The sequence below is a fragment of the uncultured Parolsenella sp. genome, assembly GCF_958346945.1.
Classification (GTDB): domain Bacteria; phylum Actinomycetota; class Coriobacteriia; order Coriobacteriales; family Atopobiaceae; genus Parolsenella.
In genome coordinates this window covers 220,136-238,957 of the sequence record NZ_CATVTL010000001.1, presented here as the reverse complement: position 1 = coordinate 238,957, position 18,822 = coordinate 220,136, and the positions used below count along the sequence as shown (strand labels likewise).

Annotated in this window: 9 protein-coding genes; all 9 read right to left on the bottom strand. The window is 67.5% G+C overall.

Going from position 1 to position 18,822, the window contains the following annotated elements; all coding sequences use genetic code 11:
- Positions 1 to 68: 68 nt before the first annotated feature.
- The gene (mazG, locus tag Q3866_RS01005; protein WP_301829102.1) at positions 69 to 1,550 is read right to left on the bottom strand and encodes a nucleoside triphosphate pyrophosphohydrolase; all 1,482 of its coding nucleotides are present in this window, start codon (positions 1,548 to 1,550) and stop codon (positions 69 to 71) included.
- A gap of 507 nt (positions 1,551 to 2,057) precedes the next feature.
- Complete coding sequence (locus Q3866_RS01000) at positions 2,058 to 3,146, bottom strand: Gfo/Idh/MocA family protein (RefSeq protein WP_301828932.1); 1,089 nt, start codon at positions 3,144 to 3,146, stop codon at positions 2,058 to 2,060.
- A 132-nt stretch (positions 3,147 to 3,278) separates the two neighbouring features.
- Positions 3,279 to 6,743 carry a transcription-repair coupling factor gene (gene mfd / locus Q3866_RS00995; RefSeq protein WP_301828931.1) on the bottom strand — a complete coding sequence of 1,155 codons (3,465 nt, stop codon included), beginning with the start codon at positions 6,741 to 6,743 and terminating at the stop codon, positions 3,279 to 3,281.
- 123 nt (positions 6,744 to 6,866) lie between these two features.
- Complete coding sequence (locus Q3866_RS00990) at positions 6,867 to 10,202, bottom strand: 4-alpha-glucanotransferase (protein ID WP_301828930.1); 3,336 nt, start codon at positions 10,200 to 10,202, stop codon at positions 6,867 to 6,869.
- A 54-nt stretch (positions 10,203 to 10,256) separates the two neighbouring features.
- Positions 10,257 to 11,753, bottom strand: a complete 1,497-nt coding sequence (gene glgA, locus Q3866_RS00985; protein WP_301828928.1) for a glycogen synthase GlgA — start codon at positions 11,751 to 11,753, stop codon at positions 10,257 to 10,259.
- Positions 11,753 to 12,850, bottom strand: a complete 1,098-nt coding sequence (gene glgD / locus Q3866_RS00980) for a glucose-1-phosphate adenylyltransferase subunit GlgD (RefSeq protein WP_293673678.1) — start codon at positions 12,848 to 12,850, stop codon at positions 11,753 to 11,755. Before glgD ends, glgA begins: the two co-directional genes overlap by 1 nt.
- A gap of 3 nt (positions 12,851 to 12,853) precedes the next feature.
- Positions 12,854 to 14,002 (bottom strand): glucose-1-phosphate adenylyltransferase, encoded by a 1,149-nt coding sequence (locus Q3866_RS00975; protein ID WP_301828925.1) that lies wholly within the window; start codon positions 14,000 to 14,002, stop codon positions 12,854 to 12,856.
- A gap of 81 nt (positions 14,003 to 14,083) precedes the next feature.
- Positions 14,084 to 16,522, bottom strand: coding sequence for a glycogen/starch/alpha-glucan phosphorylase (locus tag Q3866_RS00970; RefSeq protein WP_301828923.1), 2,439 nt, complete (start codon positions 16,520 to 16,522; stop codon positions 14,084 to 14,086).
- A 60-nt stretch (positions 16,523 to 16,582) separates the two neighbouring features.
- On the bottom strand, positions 16,583 to 18,745 hold the full coding sequence (glgB, locus tag Q3866_RS00965; RefSeq protein WP_301828921.1) for a 1,4-alpha-glucan branching protein GlgB: 2,163 nt from the start codon (positions 18,743 to 18,745) through the stop codon (positions 16,583 to 16,585).
- Positions 18,746 to 18,822 lie beyond the last annotated feature (77 nt).

Below are 18,822 nucleotides of genomic sequence, written 5' to 3'. Positions count from 1 at the left end.
TGCGAGGTCGCGCCCGTCCGGGAAGCCGGGCGGGCGCGTCTACTCGCTTCAGTTAAACAGGCAACAGTTTAGCCCTCGCGCTTGGCCTGGGCCCAAAGCTCCTCAAGCTCATCATGCGAGAGGTTCTCGAGAACGGCTCCCCGCTCGCGGGCCGCCCCCTCCATGGCAGACCAGCGCGAGCGGAACTTGTCGCAGCTCAGGCGCAGCGCCGTCTCGGCGTCGACGCCCTCCTTGCGGGCGACGTTGACCAGGCTGAACAGGACGTCGCCCAGCTCCTCGGCCGCAGCCTCGCTGCCGCGGTCCTCGTTCGAGAACTCCGCGCGCTCCTCGTCGACCTTTGCCCAGACGTCTTCGGTGGTCTCCCAGTCAAAGCCGCAGGCGGCAGCCTTCTTCGAGATCTTCTGGGCCTGCATGAGCGACGGCAGGGCGCGCGGCACGGCGTCGAGCAGGCTCGTGGGGGCCTCGCCCTCGGCATCCGCCGCGCCCTTGCGCTCCTCGAGCTTGACCTTGCTCCAGATGTCGAGCACCTCGTTGGCGTCGCTGGCCGAGACACCCGAGCCAAACACGTGCGGGTGGCGCCTCACGAGCTTGTCGTCGAGGTCGCGGCAGATGTCGGCAAACGTGAACTCGCCGGCGTTGGCGGCGATCTGGGCGTGGAGCAGCACCTGCATGAGGACGTCTCCCAGCTCCTCGCGCAGGTGGGCGGGGTCGTGCGCCTCGATGGCGTCGACGGCCTCGTAGGCCTCCTCGATCATGTTCTTCTTGATGCTCTCGTGCGTCTGGACGCGATCCCAGGGGCAGCCGTCGGGCTGGCAGAGGCGCCAGATCGTGCGGACGGCCTGCTCGAGCTCGCGCTGGCGGCCGGGGGCGTCGGCGCGCAGGCTCGTCTGGGCATCGGCGCGTGCGCGGGGGCCGTCGTGGTCGCCGCCCAGGAGCTCGACGAGCCCGGCCTCGGAGAGCTTCTCGACCACGCCGGCCGCCATGTGGCGGGCGCCCTCGAGGCCCGGGTGCAGGCGGCCGTCGGCATAGAGCGAGGGGTCGGCCGGCACGAGGTCCGTGCCGTCGACGAAGGTGAGGCCCAGGCGGGCGCACTCGTCACACAGGATGCTCGCGACCCAGACCAGCGTGCGACCGCAAGCGCGCGGCTCGTCGACGTCGGCACGCCAGACGGGGCTCAGCACGAAGATGGGCGTGTCGCGGAAGCGGTCGGCGAGCTTGGCGAGGTAGCGGCTCATATTCTCCACGAGCTCGGCCCCGCTTGCGGTGTGCGACCAGTCGTTGGTGCCGTAGGCCACGACGATGGCCGCGGGCGGGTTCTCGCGCAGCAGCTTCATGCCGCGCAGGGTGTGCGCGTCGAAGTGATGGCCGGCAATGGCCTGGTTCACGAGGTCGAGGCCGAGCACGCGCGAGACGCGCGCCGGCCAGGTGCCGCCGGGCTGCCCCACGACGTAGCCTTGGGTAATCGAGTCGCCCAGGGCGAGCAGGTAACCGCGCTCGGGCGCGCGCTCGAGGCTGCCGTTGGTCGAGAGGTTGCCCACCGCAACGGACATGAGGCAGGGAAGGTAGACGACCACGTGGGCGGGCGCGTGGCCCTCGTTGGGGAAGCACAGCGTGACGGGGCCGTCTGCCACGGGGGCCGTGAGGACATAGGCGCCGTCGACGTACAGGTCGATGCCGTCGACGAGGCCCGCCTCGGGCTCGCGGTCGTCGCCGCGGCCGCGGGCGAGCTCGATCGTCTCGCGCACGGCGGCGCTCTCGAGGTGCAGGGGCCGCACGACGGAGCAGTCGAACGAGACCTCATCACCATCGGTGACCAGGTCAATCGTGACGCCGGCCGTGTAGCTCGCGGCGCGGGCGCGACCGGCCTCCTTGGCGGCGTCCATCTGCTTGTCGGACATGCGCGACGGCCTCACGAGGCCGTCGGGGCGATAGACGAGGTGGTGCGCGCCGCGGATGAACGACGCGATGTTTGCTGCAGTCATACTCGTTTCCTCTCCTTGGTTTTGCGCCCAGTGTAGCGCCGGAGACGGTGTCCTCCCATAACCCTGACGCGACCCTTACGCCAGGCCCTCTTCCTCGGGATAGCGCACGCCCCACTGGCGGCGCAGCTGCGTCATGATGGCCATGGCGTCGGTGGTATAGGCGATCATCGCGTCCTCGACCGCATCCCCCGCGACGGCGCGCTCGAGGTCTGCCACCTCGTAGCACAGCGCGTAGGCCTCTTCGCCCACGTGAATCTCCTCGCGGCGGTTGTCGGCCGTCCAGGTGATGGTGGCGCGGTCGGCGCGCGGGTAGTTCATGATCTCGACGTAGCAGTCCTCGAAGGAGAGCATCGCACGCTTGGGCTGCTTGGAGTGCAGCGACATCGTGATCGTGGCCATCTGCATCTCGGCGTTGCGCATGACGATGCCGCTCGTGACGTCGACGCCCGTCTCGCACGCGTTGCAGATCGAGATGACGTCAACGGGCTGGCTCACCAAGAACAGGCGGGCGAGCGTAACGGGATAGACGCCAATCTCGAGCATGGCGCCGCCGGCGAGCTTGGGATTGTAGAAGTGGTTGGTGGGGTCGTAGTCCTTGTAGCTGCCAAAGTTGAGTGTGGCGAGGTTGAGCTTGCCAAAGTCGCCGGCCATCGCGCGGGCGATGAGGCCGCGATAGAGCGGCATGTGCAAGATCGTGGTGCCGTCGATGAGCTGCACGTGGTTCTTGTCGGCGATGGCCTGGGCCTCGGCGAGCTCCTCGGAGTTGAGCGTGATGGACTTCTCGCACAGGACGTGCTTGCCTGCCCCCAGGGCACCGCGCAGGAACTGGATGTGGGTGTTGTGGGGCGTGGTGATGTAGACGACATCGACCTCGGGATCGGCGTAGAGCTCCTCGGGGGTGTCGTAGACGCGCTCGACGCCCCAGCGCCGGGCGTAGGCGTCGGCCTTTGAGCGCGTGCGGTTCTGCACGGCCACGAAGTGGCGGCCGGCAAGCGCCAGGGCCTGCGCCATCTGGTTGGCGATGACGCCGCAGCCGATGACGGCCCAGCGCAGCTGCGGGGCCTCGAAGATGTCCGTGGGGAACGGCTTGTTGGCAACGGCCTCGAACGCGGCGGCGGCAGAAGCCGCGGAGTCGATCGCCTGGGGGTTGGTGACGAGTGCCATGGGTGCTCCTCTCCCGCGGCCCGGCCCAAGCGGGCGCCGGCCGCGCAGTGCGTGCTTAACGCGCCTAATTATCGCCGCCAAGAGCGAGTTTTAGGCGCGTTTGCCACACATTGCATGAGAGAAGCGCAGGCGCTACTCCTCGGGCTCGTCGTCGCCGCCGGCGAGCTCCAGGACCGCGAGGGCCTGCGAGACGACGTCGGCGTTGCCGCGGGCTATGGGATAGGCGACCTTCTCGGTCTTGGGATAGACGAGGGCGCGCTGCTCCTTGAGCCTGAGCGTGAGGTCGCGGTTACACTTGAGTCCCTGGAACATGAGACGGCCGCTTGCGACCGACACGCTCGCCACGCCCAGGCGCTGGGCGCGCACGCGGATGCGCGTGCGGTCGAAGAGGTTCTTGGCCGCCTGCGGCAGGCTACCGAACTTCTCCTCGCACTCCCTCTGCAGCGCGTCGACCTCGGCGAGCTCCACGGCGCAGGCGAGCTTGCGGTAGACGAGCACGCGGCGATCGACCTCGGGCAGGTACTCTTCGGCCAGGTAGAAGTCGGCCGGCAGGTTGATGTTGACCTCGCTGCTCGCGAGTTCCTCGCCGCTCTCGCCCTTGGCCTCGGCCACGGCCTCGCCCAGCATCTGGGTGAACAGGTCGAAGCCCACGCTCGAGAGGTTGCCGTGCTGCTCGGCGCCCATGAGCGAGCCCGCGCCGCGGATCTCGAGGTCGCGCATGGCCACGCGCATGCCGCTGCCCAGCTCCTGGAACTCGTTGATCGCCGTGAGGCGCTCGGTGGCCTCGGGCGTGAGCGGGCGCTCGCCGGGGAACATGAAGTAGGCATAGGCCTGCGTGCGCCCACGCCCCACGCGACCCTTGAGCTGGTAGAGCTGCGCGAGGCCCAGGCGCTGCGAATCCTCAATGATGAGCGTGTTAGTGTGCGGGTTGTCGATGCCGCTCTCGATGATGGTGGTCGCCACCAGCACGTCAATCTCGCCGCGCTGGAACTTCATCATCATGTCCTCGACCTGCTTGGCGCTCATCTTGCCATGCGCCACGCCCACGCGGGCCTCGGGCGCGGCCTCGAGCACGCGGGCTTCCGCCTCGTCGATGGTCTTGACGCGGTTCGACACGTAGTAGACCTGGCCCTTGCGCGCGAGCTCGGCGCGGATCGCCGCCGAGACGACGTCGGGGTCGTACTCCCCCACCGTCACCTTGACCGGCAGGCGGCCCGGCGGCGGGGTCATGATCATGCTCATGTCGCGCACGCCGCTCATCGCCATCTGCATGGTGCGCGGGATGGGCGTGGCAGACAGGGTGAGCACGTCGACCTGCTCGCGCATGTTCTTGAGCTGCTCCTTGTGCTGCACGCCAAAGCGCTGCTCCTCGTCGACGATGACGAGGCCCAGGTCGTGGGGGTTGACGTCGCTCGAGAGCAGGCGGTGCGTGCCCACGAGCACCGAGATCTTGCCGCTCGCGAAGCCCTCGAGGGCAAGCCTCTGCTGCTTGGTGGTGCGGAAGCGGCTCATGACGTCGACCTCGAAGTCGAACGGGGCAAAGCGGTTGAAGAACGTCTCGTAGTGCTGCTGGGCAAGGATCGTGGTGGGGCACAGGACCATGACCTGGCGGCCCTCAGCCACGCACTTGAAGGCCGCACGCAGGGCCACCTCGGTCTTGCCGAAGCCCACGTCGCCGCACAGCAGGCGGTCCATGGGACGGGCCGTCTCCATGTCTGCCTTGATGTCTGCCACGGCGGTCTTCTGGTCTGGGGTGAGCTCGTAGCTAAACGAGGCCTCCATCTCCTGTTGCTCGGGCGTGTCGGGGGCAAACGCGTGGCCCTGGACGCTCGCGCGGCGGGTGTAGAGGTCGACGAGGTCAAAGGCGAGGCGCTTGGCGTTCTTGCGCGCCTTGTTTGTTGCGCGCGACCAGTCAGCCGTGTTGAGGCGCGTGAGGCGCGGGCTCGAGCCATCGGGGCCCACGTAGCGGGTGATGCGGTCGACCTGCTCGAGCGGCACGAAGAGCTTGTCCTGGCCCGCGTACTCGAGCAGGAAGTAGTCGCGCTCCTTGCCGCCCACCTCCTGGCGCACGATGTCAGCGAACAGCGCGATGCCGTGCGTGGCGTGGACGACGTAGTCGCCGGGCTTGAAGGGGAACGTGATGCTCGTGGGGTCGACGCGGCGGCGGGCGCGGTGGCGGGCCATGCGCACCGACAGGTCGCCCACCGACAGCACAGCAAGCTTGGCCGTGGGGGCAACAATGCCCGCGGGCACGGCGGCGTCGATGAAGGTCACCTGGCCGCGAGGCAGGGGCGGCGCCGCGGCGGGGTCGTTAGCAGACGGGTCGAGGGCCGGCACGCCGTTCTCGGCGGCCTGGGCCAGCGACTCTCCAAACATGATGTGCTCGTCGCCAAAGTTGAGCTCGAGGTGCTCGCGCGTGGCGCGGTCGGGCACGGCGAAGAGCACCGCGCAGTTGTCGTTGATGAGCTGGCGCACGCGGCCCAGAAGGCGCGTGTCGGAGCCGGCGATGCCCGGCTGGCGAATGGGCAGCTCGGCGGTGACGGAGGTGCCGGCTCGCAGCATACTCGCGAACGAGAGACGCTGCTGGGAGCCAAAGTCGAGCTCACGCGGCAGTGTGTAGAGGCCGGCGGTCTCAGCGCCCGCGTTTCTCGCGAGCTGCTCGACCTCGTCGGAGGCGCGGGTGCAGTCGTCGAACAGGGAGCGGGGCTCGGCCAGGCAGACGAGTGTCTCGGCCGCGATGTGCTCGAGCGGGCTCGCCGTCTTGCCGTAGAGGGCGGCGAGGTAGCGGTCGAGCGAGGGCTCGGGGCTGCGCGCCTCGATGAGCTCGAGGTCGGCGGCAACGGCGGTGCTCGCCTGGGCGTCGGTCCACAGGGCCTTGCGCGCGCGGGCGATTGTCTCGTCGGTGAGGGCGAGCTCGCGGCAGGGGCGCACGGTGACGCTCTCGAGGTCGCCGATGGTCTGGCCGGTGGCGCCGACCATGCGCCTCACGCGGTCGATCTCGTCGCCAAAGAACTCGATGCGCACGGGCACCGTGTCCTGCGAGGGGAACACGTCGACGGCGTCGCCGTGAATGTGGAAGGTGCCGGGGCCGTCGAGCTCGCCCACGTCGGCGTAGCCCAGCCCCACGAGCAACACGCCCACGTCCTCGAAGGGCACCTCGTCGCCCACCGAGAAGGTGGAGCTTGCCCAGTAGCCCGAGCCCACGGGCGGCACGCGGCGCAAAAGCGAGCGGCCCGAGGCCACCACGACGCAAGGGTCGCCACAGGCGAGGCGGCCGATGGCCTCGGTGCGCGCGCCGATGACGGCGTCGTCGGCGGCGTCGGTCTTCCAGGGCAGGTCGCGGCGCTCGGGATAGCGCAGCACGAGGTCCTGGCCCAGCCAGGCGGCGAGCGCCTTGGCCGCGCGGTCCGCCGCCTCCTCCCCCGACACCACGAACAGGCAGGGGCGCGGGTCGGCCGCCCAGACGCTCGCGAGCACGAGCGTGCGGGCGCTCTGCGAGACGGACAGGACGACGTCCTTGCCACAGCGCAGGTCAGACATGGCCCCAAGCAGCTCGGACGCGGCGAGCAGCTGGCGCGATACGCGGTTGATGAGCATGGGCAACCCCTCGGCATGCAAAGCGGCCGGCCCCGTGGGTGTGGGGTCGGCGCGCACTGGTCTCATGCCTGCGATTGTACCGTTTGGCACGGGCGACCGGGCAGGGGCGCTGCAGTTGGCGGTCTAACCCCGCGCGGCGCCCAGCTCGCGCAGGTAGGCGCCGGCCGAGGGCAGCAGCTCGTCGGTCGCCTGCCAACTCCAGTTGCCCTCGGCCACGCCCGGCACGTTCATGCGGGCGTCGTCTCCCAGCAGCGCCGCGTCTTGCAGCGTGCACATCACGACGTCGGCGGCCGAGGCGTAGGTCTGCCTCATGAGGCGGTCGGCCAGCTCGCGGGCCGCGGGCTCGCCGAGGCCAAAGCGCTCGGCGCACCAGCCCACGAGCGTCTGGGTGTCGTGCGTCGAGGTGTAGGCCACCTTACCGGCCTTGGGCTGCCAGCCGCCGCGCACGTCGCCATCGGCAAACTGCAGCACGTCCATGCCGCGGCAGCCCACCTGGGCGAGCAGCGCGCGGGTCGCGGGCGTAACCGAGCCCAGGTCCTCGGCGATGATCGGCAGCGGCCCCAGCAGCTCGTGGGCGCGGCGGAACAGTTCGATGCCCGGGCCCTCGTGCCAGGCGCCCTCGAGCGCACCCTTGCCGGCGGGCACGCCGTAGTAGTTCTGGAAGCCCAGGAAGTGGTCGAGGCGCGTGACGTCATAGAGCGCAAACGTGCGGGCCAGGCGGCGCATCCACCAGTCATAGCCGTCGGCGCGCATGGCGTCCCAGCGGTAGCAGGGGTTGCCCCACAGCTGGCCATCCTTGGCAAACGCATCGGGCGGGGTGCCCGCCTGCAGGCTCGCGCTACCGTCGGCGTTGAGGCAGAACTGCTCGGGCGTAGCCCAGACGTCTGACGAGTTGGCGGCCACGTACATGGGGATGTCGCCGATGATCTGGACGCCGCGCGCGTTGGCGTAGGCGCGCAGGTCCATCCACTCCCACTCAAACTCCCACTGGGCGAAGCGATGGAGGCGGATGCCGTCTGCCAGGCGCGGGTCGTCGAGCAGCTCGGGCGTGTAGCGGCGCCACCGCTCGGGCCAGGTCTGCCAGGCGTCGGTGCCCGTGAGCCCGGCGATGGCCGCGTAGCACACATAGGGGTCGAGCCACTCGGCGTTTGCCTGCATGAACTCCTCGTACACCGCGTCGGGCTCGAAGGCTTCCATGCGTGCGCGCAGCTCCTCGCCCTGCACGGCCAGCAGGCGTTCGTTTCCGGCGAAGACCGAGGTGCCCGCATAGGGCGAGCCAAAGCCGTCGGTGGGGTTGGCCGGCAGGATCTGCCAGTAGCGCTGGCCGTTCGCCTCGAGCCAGTCGACGAAGGCGCGCGCGGGAGTACCCAGCGTGCCGGGCCTGCCGCCGTTGGGGACCGACGTCACGTGGCACACGACGCCCGCGCCCGTCTCGAGCGGGCGGGCCAGCCCCGCGCCGTCGTCGAACACGATGACCGCGCTGCCAAGGGGTGCCAGCGTAAGCGCCACGCGGCCACCCTCGCGGCGCAGCTCGGCGCCGCCGATGACCTCGCTCGCGCGGGCCCCGCGGTCCTCGACCGAGACGTCATGCCACTCGGAGAGGCTGCGGTTCGCGAGCACGCACGCGCTCATGCCCTCGCCGCCCTGCGGGAGGCGCCACCAGCCCAGCACGTCGTCACACGGGGCAAAGGGGCGCACGAGGCCGTCCGTGAGCACGGGCAGGCTGCGGCGCAGCTGGATGACGTTGCGATACATCGTGCGGCAGTCGGCGTCGCCGGTGACGAGCTCGCCCACGGCCTCCCCGCTCGCGCCGGCGTCGCCCCTCGCCCAGGGGTAGGGTCCGCGGTTGTAGGGGTCGGACAGGCCCTCCATGCCCAGCTCGTCTCCGTAGTAGATGCTGGGAACGCCCAGGTAGGTCATCTGCATGAGGGTCGCGAGCCAGAAGCGGCCCTTGGCAAGGCCGCGTTCGCCATCCGTGAGGCGGCCCGGGAAGTCGTCGGGCCAGGGCTGCCAGTCGGGGTGGCCCAGGGCGCCGCCCAGCACGCTCATGAGGCGCGGGCGGTCATGGCTCGACAGGAGGTTGAGCGAGGCGGCCTGGGCCTCGAGCGGGTAGTTCTCGGCGATGGAGGCAAGGCTCTCGGCGGCGTCGGGCGCGCTCGTGGTGCCCAGCAGAAAGCCGAGCACCGCGTCGCGGAAGGGATAGTTCATGGCCGAGTCGAGCTCGCTTCCCAGAAGGTAGCGGCGGAGCTTTCCGTAGCTCACCTTGTTGGAGGCATCCTCCCAGACCTCGCCCAGCACGAGGGCGTCGGCGCGCTCGGCCGCGGCGGCCGCGCGGATCTGCTCGATGAACTCGTCGGGAAGCTCGTCTGCCACGTCGAGGCGCCAGCCGCGCGCGCCGGCGGCAAGCCAGTGGCGCACCACGCCGTCTTTTCCGCAGATGAGCCGCTGGTAGCCGGGATTGGACTCATTGATGGCGGGCAGGTCGTCGACGCCCCACCAGGCGTCGTAGGTGCCGTCGTCCTTCCAACCAAACCAGTCCGCATAGGGACTCTTCTCGCCCTGGGTGTGGGCCTGCCAGGCGCCCGGCTCGGCATAGGTCTCGTAGCGGTTGAAGTAGCGCGAGTCTGCGCCCACGTGGTTGAAGACGCCGTCGAGCACGATGGAGATGCCCAGCTCAGCAGCCTGGGCGCACAGGTCACGGAAGCCCTGCTCGTCGCCAAGCATAGCATCTACCTGCATGAAGTCTGCCGTGTCGTAACGGTGGCTGCTGCGCGCCTCGAAGATGGGGTTGAGGTAGAGCGTCGAGATACCCATGTCGGCCAGGCGCGGCAGATCGTCGCGGATACCCTCGAGGGTGCCGCCGTAGAAGTCCCACGTGGTCACGCGGCCGGCCTCGTCCTTGGCGTAGGCGGGCTCGGTGTCCCAGCGCTCAACGACATTACGGCGCGTGCCTACCACGCCGTCAGCGGAGTCGTTCTCGTGGAGGTGGCCCGCCAGCTCCACGCGAGCACGCCAGTCGGCGCCGCGACGGTAGCGATCGGGGAAAATCTGGTAGACGATGCCCGAGGTGAACCAGGCGGGCTTGACCTCGCGCGGCTCGTAGACCGTGAGCTGGAAGGAGGGCGGCTCCCACTCGCACAGCACGCCCTCGCCGCCGGTCTTGCCGTCGCGCGCGCCATAACGCAGCACGCGGCCGTCGCCACGCTCGATCACGAACGAGTACCAGACCAGTGCGGGCTGCTCGCAGGCATACTCGACCGAGAAGCGCACGCGGTCCTCGAGCTGCTCGCCCACCATGGGCACGAAGGTCTCGCCCACGCCGTCGACCCAGGTGCGCAGCGTGGCCGAGGCGTCGCGGTCTCCACCCACGTCGAGCTTAAGCACGACGGCGCCGCCCACGGGGGCGGCGCCGTACGGATTCCTATAGAGGGTGTCACGCGAATCGTGATAGGCCCACATGCAACTTCATCCCCGCTCGTTCGCGGCCGGGGCTCGACCGCGAGTGCGGGAACCCTAGCGACTTCGTTTCTTGTTGTAGGGAATCACCTCGGGGTGAAGGTCGTGGTACACGTCCAGGTACTGATTCGCGGCACGGCGCCACCCAAAGTCGGCGCCCATGGCGTTTTTCACGAGGCCTTCCCAGGCGCCCTTGTCAGTCCAGAATACCTCACAGGCATCGAGCACGCAGTCTGCGAACTCATCACCGTTGAAGTTGGCAAACGAGAAGCCGGTGCCCTCGCCCGTGAACTTGTTGTAGGGCTGCACGGAGTCCTTGAGGCCGCCCGTCTCGCGCACGACGGGAAGCGTGCCGTAGCGCATGGCGATCATCTGGGACAGGCCGCAGGGCTCGAACTGGCTTGGCATGAGGAAGAGGTCCGCACCGGCGTACATGCGGTGCGACAGTGCCGAGTCGAAGTCGATGCGAGCGCACATCTGGCCCTTGTACTTCCAGTCGAAGTAGCGCAGCGAGTCCTCGTACTGCTTGTCGCCCGTGCCTAGCACCGCAACCTGCACCGAGCGGTCGAGCAGGCGGCCCAGCGCGTACTGCACCAGGTCGCAGCCCTTCTGCTTGGTGAGACGGCTCACCATGACGGCGAGCGGGCGGGTGGGGTCGACCTCGAGACCCAGCTCCCGCTGCAGGGCGGCCTTGCAGGCGGCCTTGCCAGACAGGTCGTCGGCCGAGAACTTCTGGGCAATGCCCGTGTCCATGTGCGGATCGTATTCCTGCAGGTCAATGCCATTGAGGATGCCGTGGAGCTTCCAGGCGCGCTCCTGGAAGATGCCCTCGAGGCCCTCGCCGTAGAACGGCAGCTTGAGCTCCTCGGCGTAGGTGGGGCTCACCGTGGTGATGGTGTCGGCATAGAGCAGGGCGCCCTTCATGAAGTTGATCGTCTTGGGACCCACGTAGAGCTGCCCCGCGGCCGCGGTGTCGGCAAGGCCGCAGATGTCGCTCATGACGTCCTCGCCGTACTGGCCCTGGAACTTGACGTTGTGGATCGAGAAGACGGTCTTCACGTTGTCGTAGCCGGGCAGGCCACGGTAGAACTCGCGCAAAAAGACGCAGGCCATGGCCGTCTGCCAGTCGTTGCAGTGCAGCACGTCGATGCCGTTGAGCTCCGGAATGCGCCCGATGGACTCGGTGATGGCTTTGGAGAAGAACGCGAATCGCTCGCCGTCGTCGAAGTCGCCATAGACCGAGTCGCGGCCGAAGTAGTCCTCGTTGTCGACGAAGTAGTAGTCGATGCTGTGGTAGGTGAGGTGGTCGATGCCGCACCACACCGTGCGCCAGCCGAGGTTCATGTAGAAGTCGCCCACGTGGCGCATGGCGTCGCGCCACTTTTTGTCGATCTTCTTGTACTTGGGCATCATCACGGCCACCTTGGCGCCGCAACGACGCAGTTCACGCGGCAGCGAGCCGGCCACGTCGCCGAGGCCGCCGGTCTTCACGAACGGGGCGGCCTCGGAGGCGCAGTACAGGATGCGAAGCTTGCGGCGGGTGCGGCCGGCCACTAGCGATCGCCTCCCTTTTCCTTCACCAGGACGTTGTCGGGCGTGCCGCGCAGCTCGGTGCCGGCGGAGATGTTGTTGTCGCGGTCGATGATGGCGTTCTCGATGCGCGCGCCGCGGCCGATGACGCAGTCGTTCATGATGACGCAGCCGCGCACCGTGGCGCCCGGCTCGACGACGACGTTGCGCGAAAGGATCGAGTCGGCGACGGTGCCCATGATGTGGCAGCCACCGCTCACGATGCTGTTGGTGACGTGCGAGCCGGCCTCGTACTTGGCGGGCGGGTTGTCGTGCGCCTTGGTCTTGATCGTGCGCTCGGGCGGGAACAGCTGGTCGATGATGGCCGGATCGAGCATCTCGCGGCTGCGCTTGTAGTACATGCGCGCGTCGAAGACCGTGCCGGTGTAGATGTCGACGCGGTGGGCGCGGATATCCATCTGCGGCAGGTCGGGCTCGAGGGCCTCGAACAGGTCGAGGTAGTCGACGTTGGAGTAGCGGTCGATGAGCTCGAGGAGCTTCTCGCGGCGAATCACGAAGCAGTCGAGGAAGCCCTCGTCGCCGTAGCGGGTGCCGTAGGTGAAGCCGCGCACGCAGCCGTCCTCGGTGTAGACGCTCGAGACGTCCTCGGCCTCGCAGCGGTAGGTCTTGGTGAGCAGCGTGATGTCTGCGCCAGACTCGTTGTGCGCGCGGATGAGGTCGCGGTAGTCGTAGTTGTAGATGATGTTGGCCGCCGAGACCACCACGTTGGTGGCCGTGTCCCTCTCGAGGAACACGCGGTTGGAGATGAGGTCGCGCAGCAGGAAGCGCGGGCCCTTGCGGCTCGTGCCAAACGCGGAGCCCGGCATGAGGAACATGCCGCCCTTCTTGCGGTCGAGGCCCCAGTCCTTGCCGGTGTAGAGGTGGTCGACGATCGAGCGGTAGTTGAACGGCATGATGACGCCCACGGTGTTGATGCCGGCGTTCACCATGTTCGAGAGCGCGAAGTCGACGAAGCGGTAGCGACCCAGGAACGGCACGGATGCCGCCGGGCGCGACTTCGTGAGCGCGCTGGGGTGCTTGACGGAATAGTTAGTGGTGATGAGTCCGACCGCGGTCTCCATGGCCTACTCCTCCCCCTTCCCAACGACGACTTCGTCGCCGATGACTGCCGTGTCCTTCGTAACGTCAACGCTGCCGAGCTCGACATCGGCCTCGACCACCGCGTGCTCGCCCAGGATGGCGCGCACAACGTGCGCTCCCTCCTTCACGACGGCACCCGGGAACAGCACCGAGTCCTCGACGACAGCGCGCGGGCCCACGACCGCGTCGGTCGAGAGCACCGAGTGGCGCACCGTGCCCTCAACGCGGCAGCCGTTGGCGACGATGGCGTCCTCGATCACGGCGTCGGGGCCCACGTAGTGCGGCGGGCGCACCGGGGCGTTGGTCATGAACGGGAATTCCTTGCCAAACAGGTCGAACTCGGGGTTGGGACCGAGCAGGTCCATCGAGGTCTCGTGGTAGCTCGAGATGGTGCCGACGTCGCGCCAGAAGCCGTGGAACTCGTAGCAGAAGATACGCGCCTGGTCGGCCAGGAGCTTGGGGATGATGTTCTTGCCAAAGTCGTGCTCGGACTGCGCGTCGAGCGCGTCCTCCTTGAGCGCCTTGATGAGCACGTCGCTGCTGAAGACGTAGATGCCCATGCTGGCGAGGTTGGAGTCTGGCTTGTTGGGCTTCTCGGTGAACTTGGCCACCGAGTCGTCGTCGTTCTTGGTGATGATGCCAAAGCGCGAGGCCTCGGCCCAGTCGACCGGCATGACCGAGATCGTGAGGTCGGCGTTGTTAGCGACGTGGCTCTCGATCATCTTGCTGTAGTCCATGCGGTACAGGTGGTCGCCGGACAGGATGACAACGTACTTGGGGTCATAGCTCTCGATGTAGCCGATGTTCTGGTAGATGGCGTCGGCCGTGCCGGCATACCAGTTGCCGCCTGCCTCGGTGGCGTACGGCGGCAGGATCGAGACGCCGCCGTCGCGGGAGTCGAGGTTCCAGGCCTCGCCCGTGCCGATGTAGGAGTGGAGCAGGTACGGGCGGTACTGCGTGAGCACGCCCACCGTGTCGATGCCCGAGTTGGCGCAGTTCGACAGCGCAAAGTCGATGATGCGGTACTTGCCTCCAAACGAGACGGCCGGCTTCGCGATGTTGCGCGTGAGCGCAAGCAGCCTGCTTCCCTGGCCACCAGCGAGAAGCATCGCGATGCTTTCCTTGCTGCTCATGTCCTTCCCCCTTCTTTTGCGGGTGATTTCCTACTGGTGCGGCTTGAGGGGCGCCGCGCGCGGCGTCGCCCCGGACGGTCGCTAGTTGAGCCCCCAGATGTCGGAGGCGTATTCCCTGATGGTGCGGTCGCTCGAGAAGTGACCGGAGTTGGCGATGTTGTGCAGGGCGCGGCGCTGCCAACTGCGCTGGTCGTCGTAGGAGGCAGTGAGCTCCTCCCAGGCCTGCACGTAGCTCGCGAAGTCGGCCAGGACAAGGTCGTAGTCGTTGTTGCCCATGAGCTCGTCGTAGATCTGGTTGAAGTTGCCCGACAGGCCCGCGAAGGTGCCGTCGGTGAGCTGGCGCACGCAGCGGCCGATGCCGTTGGGGTCGGCGTTGACGACGTCCCACGCGAAGTAGTTGCCGCTCGCACGCAGGGCCTCGACCTCCTCGACCCTCATGCCAAAGATCTTCTCGTTCTCCATGCCCGCGAGCTCGGCGATCTCGACGTTGGCGCCGTCGAGGGTGCCCAGCGTGATGGCACCGTTCATCATGAGCTTCATGTTCGAGGTGCCAGAGGCCTCCTTGCCGGCCGTGGAGATCTGCTCGGAGATGTCGGCGGCGGGGTAGATGAGCTGGGCGTTCGAGACGGCGAAGTTGGGGATGAAGGCCACCTTGATGTACTCGTTGACGCGGGGGTCGTTGTTGATGACGTCGGCCACCGAGTTGATGAGGCGGATGACCTCCTTGGCGAACGTGTAGGCGCTCGCGGCCTTGCCCGAGATGATGAACGTGGTCTTGTGCGGCTTGTAGCTCGGGTCGTCGAGCATGCGGTTGTAAATGCTCATGACCTTGAAGATGTTGAGCAGCTGGCGCTTGTAGGCGTGGAAGCGCTTGACCTGCACGTCATAGATTGAGTCGGGGTCGATCTCGACTCCGGTCTGCTCGAGCACGTACTTGGCCAGGCGCACCTTGTTCTCGCGCTTCGAGGCGCTCATGGCGTCGAGGAACGAGTCGTCGCCATAGTAGGCGGAGAGCTTGGAGAGCTCGTCGGCGTCCTTGAGCCAGCCGTTGCCGACCTTGGAGGTGATCAGGGCCGACAGGCTCGGGTTGGCGTTGCCCAGGAAGCGCCTCGGCGAGATGCCGTTGGTCTTGTTGTTGAACTTCTCGGGAACGAGCTCGTAAAAGTCGTGCAGGGTCTCACGCTTGAGAATCTCGGTGTGGAGCGCCGCGACGCCGTTCACCGAGTGGCTGCAGATGACCGAGAGGTTGGCCATGCGGACCTGACCGTCCCACAGGATGGCGGTGTTGCGCAGCTTCTCCTGCCAGTTGTCGATGTCGTGCGAGAAGCTCTCGACGTAGCGGCGGTTGATCTCGTCGACGTACATGTACAGGCGCGGCAGCAGGCGACGGAAGGTCTCGATGGGCCACTTCTCGAGCGCCTCGGGCAGGACCGTGTGGTTGGTGCAGGAGATCGTGCGGGTCGTGATGTCCCACGCGGCGTCCCAGTCCAGGCCCTCTTCGTCGACGAGCAGGCGCATGAGCTCGGCGCCGCACATCGCGGGATGCGTGTCGTTGGTGTGGATGGCCACGAAGTCCGGGAAGCGCTCCCAGCCGGCGTCGGCGTGATCGTACTTGTAGTTGCGGATGATCGAGGCGAGGCCCGCGGCCACGAACAGGTACTCCTGCTTGAGGCGCAGGATGCGGCCGTGCTCGCCGGCATCGTTGGGGTAGAGGATCTCCGAGATGGCCTCGGCGTCGGTGCGGAACTTGGCGGCCTTGGCGTAGTCGCCGGCGTTGAACGCGTCGAGATCGAAGTCCTCGTGCGCGGGCTCGGCGCTCCACAGGCGCAGGCGGTTCACGGTCTTGCCCTCGTAGCCCACGACCGGGACGTCGTAGGGCACGGCCTTGACGAGCTCGCCGCCCTCCTGGGTGAACCAGTAGTGGCCGCTCTCGTCCTCATGGCGCACGACCTCGCCGCCAAAGCGGACGAGCACGCTGCTCTCGGGGTGCTTGGTCTCCCAGGGGTAGCCCTTATCGAGCCAGTTGTCGGTGACCTCGACCTGGCGGCCGTCTACGATCTGCTGCTTGAACAGGCCGTAGTGGTAGCGCATGCCGTTGCCAAAGCCCAGGATGCCCTCGGCGGCCATCGAGTCGAGGAAGCAGGCGGCGAGGCGGCCCAGACCGCCGTTGCCCAGGCCCGGGTCGCCCTCCTGGGCGATGAGCTCCTCGAGGTCGATGTTCATCTCGGCCAAGCCCTGCTTCACGATGTCGCGGACGCCATAGTTGAGCAGGTAGTTGTCGAGAAGGGGCCCGAGCAGGAACTCGAGGCAGAAGTAGTAGACCTTCTTCTTGTCGCTCTTCTTGTTCTCGGAGTCAGAGGTCGCAAACTCGCGGTTGGCCTTGCGGGCGATGAGGCGGGCGAGGGCCTGGTACTGCTCCTGCGTGGTGCAGTCCTTGAAGTCCTTGCCCACGAGAGCCTCGAGCTCAGCGCGGTACTCGCCGGCGAAGGCCTCTGAGTTCTCGAAGATGTGGTCGATCATGCAGTCTCCTTGCGGTCGTGCGGCGCTTGCGCGCCGCTATCTCTTGCGCGCACTCAAGGCCTAGGCCTTCCCCCTGGCGCGCTTGGGTGACTTCTTCTTGGCGCCCTTCTTGGCAGGCAGCTTGCGCGGCTTGCGGGCGGCCTTGGGAGCGCCCGTCGCAGCCTTGGCGGCCTTCCTGGCCGGCTTGGGCTCGGGCTGCTCCTCCTCGGCGATCTGCGCGGGCACCACGTAGCTGGAGGGGCCCACCCGCTTGAGGATGGTGCCGCCCAGCGGCGGGACGTTGATGATGACGGAGTTGTCGCGGCCGTCGCAGTCCTCCGGGCGGCTCGAGATGGTGCCGGCGTTGAGCTGGCCCGAACCGCCGAACTCGGTGGCGTCGGAGTTGAAGAGCTCCGCGTAGTCGCCCTCGACGGGCACGGGAACGCGCCAGCTGGGGCGGAAGTTGACGTCGAAGTTGAGCACCACGACAAGCTGCTCGTCTTCGCCCTTGCCGCGACGCACGAACGAGACGATGGAGTGCTCGGAGTCATCGGCGGAAAGCCACTCGAAGCCGTCCCACTCGTAGGCCTCGCGCCACAGCGCCGGCTGCTCAAGGTAGAAGTTGTTGAGTGCCTCAACGAAGTGCTGGTGCTTGGCGTGGGCCTCGAAGTCCTTGGCGAGGAACCACTGGATCGACTCGTAGTAGCGCCACTCGATGTACTGGCCGATCTCGTTGCCCATGAAGTTGAGCTTGGCGCCGGGGTGCGTCATCTGGTAGAGCGCGAGCGTGCGCAGGCCCGCGAACTGGCGCCACTGGTCGCCCGGTTGGCGGGTAATCAGCGAGCACTTGCCGTGGACGACCTCGTCGTGCGAGAGTGGCAGGATGAAGTTCTCGTTGAAGGCGTACATCATCGAGAAGGTGATGAGGCCGTGGTTGCCGGGGCGCCACGGGAAGTCGGTCTGCAGGTAGTGCAGGGTGTCGTTCATCCAGCCCATGTCCCACTTGTAGTGGAAGCCCAGGCCGCCGTCGGCCGGCGGGTAGGTCACGAGCGGCCAGGCGGTCGACTCCTCGGCCATCATCATGACGTCGGGGTGGTACTCGCTCACCGTGGCGTTGACCTGGCGGATGAAGGCGGAGGCGTCGAGGTCCTCCTCGGTGCCCTTGGAGTTGAAGCGCTTCTCGGCCGGGTTGTCGACGCCAAAGTTGAGATAGAGCATGCTCGACACGCCGTCCATGCGGATGCCGTCTGCATGGAAGCGCTCGAGCCAGTACAGGACGTTGGAGACCAGGAAGCTGCGGACCTCGCCGCGGGCGAAGTCGAACTTGTGGGTGCCCCAGTTGGGGTGAATCTCGCGCTCGTAGAGCATCGAGCCGTTGAACATGGCGAGGCCCTGGGCGTCGGCGCAGAAGCCGCCGGGGACCCAGTCGAGGATCACGCCGATACCCTCGCGGTGGAAGGCGTCGATGAGGCGCATGAGCCCTTCAGGCTCGCCAAAGCGGGCGGTGGGGGCAAAGTAGCCCGTGACCTGGTAGCCCCACGAGCCGTCGAAGGGGTGCTCCATCACGGGGAGCAGCTCGACGTGGCTGTAGCCCATCTTCTTGACGTAGGGCACGAGCTCGCTGGCGAGGTCGTCATAGGAGTAGTAGCGGCCGCGCTGGGCGGGGAACTCGTCCATGGGGCCGGGCCAGGTGCCGTCCGGGCGCGGCTGTCCTTGCGGCTCGTCGCCATGGCGCTTCCAGGAGCCCAGGTGCACCTCGTAGATGTTGAGGGGCTCGTGCATGTGGTCGTGCGTGGAGCGCCTCTCGAGCCAGGCGGCGTCTCCCCATTGGTAGCTGGGCTCGACCGCGGTGCGCGAGGCGGTGCCGGGGGCAAGCTCGGAGGCAAACGCGTAGGGGTCCGCCTTGTAGAGCAGCTCGCCCGCGTTGGTCTCGATCACGTACTTGTAGAGCTCGCCGCCGCCGACACCGGGCACGAAGCCGCACCACACGCCGCCGCTTGGCGTGGGCGCAAGCGGATTTGCCTGGGTGTCCCAGCCGTTGAAGTCTCCCACGACGTGCACGCTGCGCACGTCCGGGGCCCAGACGGCAAAGCGGTAGCCCTCCACGCCGCCTAGCGTGGCGGGATGCGCGCCCATCTTGTCATAGCTGCGGTACCACGTACCGTTGGCCATGAGATACAGGTCGTCGTTGGTAATGTCGAGCGCGTCGCCGCTCTTCGCGACGACGGGCCTGGTCTGGTTCATGTGTGACTCCCCTCCCCTGGGCGCCGGCCCTCTTGGCGCGGCGCGCCCTCAGGGTCTTCTCCACTCTATCCCCACAT

What these genes read in the sequence shown, in the direction of transcription:
- mazG (WP_301829102.1), bottom strand. Translation starts at nt 1,550, where the DNA reads ATGTCCGTTGCGGTGGGCAACCTCTCGACCAACGGCAGCCTCGAGCGC.
- Q3866_RS01000 (WP_301828932.1), bottom strand. Translation starts at nt 3,146, where the DNA reads ATGGCACTCGTCACCAACCCCCAGGCGATCGACTCCGCGGCTTCTGCC.
- mfd (WP_301828931.1), bottom strand. Translation starts at nt 6,743, where the DNA reads ATGCTCATCAACCGCGTATCGCGCCAGCTGCTCGCCGCGTCCGAGCTG.
- Q3866_RS00990 (WP_301828930.1), bottom strand. Translation starts at nt 10,202, where the DNA reads ATGTGGGCCTATCACGATTCGCGTGACACCCTCTATAGGAATCCGTAC.
- glgD (WP_293673678.1), bottom strand. Translation starts at nt 12,850, where the DNA reads ATGGAGACCGCGGTCGGACTCATCACCACTAACTATTCCGTCAAGCAC.
- Q3866_RS00975 (WP_301828925.1), bottom strand. Translation starts at nt 14,002, where the DNA reads ATGAGCAGCAAGGAAAGCATCGCGATGCTTCTCGCTGGTGGCCAGGGA.
- Q3866_RS00970 (WP_301828923.1), bottom strand. Translation starts at nt 16,522, where the DNA reads ATGATCGACCACATCTTCGAGAACTCAGAGGCCTTCGCCGGCGAGTAC.
- glgB (WP_301828921.1), bottom strand. Translation starts at nt 18,745, where the DNA reads ATGAACCAGACCAGGCCCGTCGTCGCGAAGAGCGGCGACGCGCTCGAC.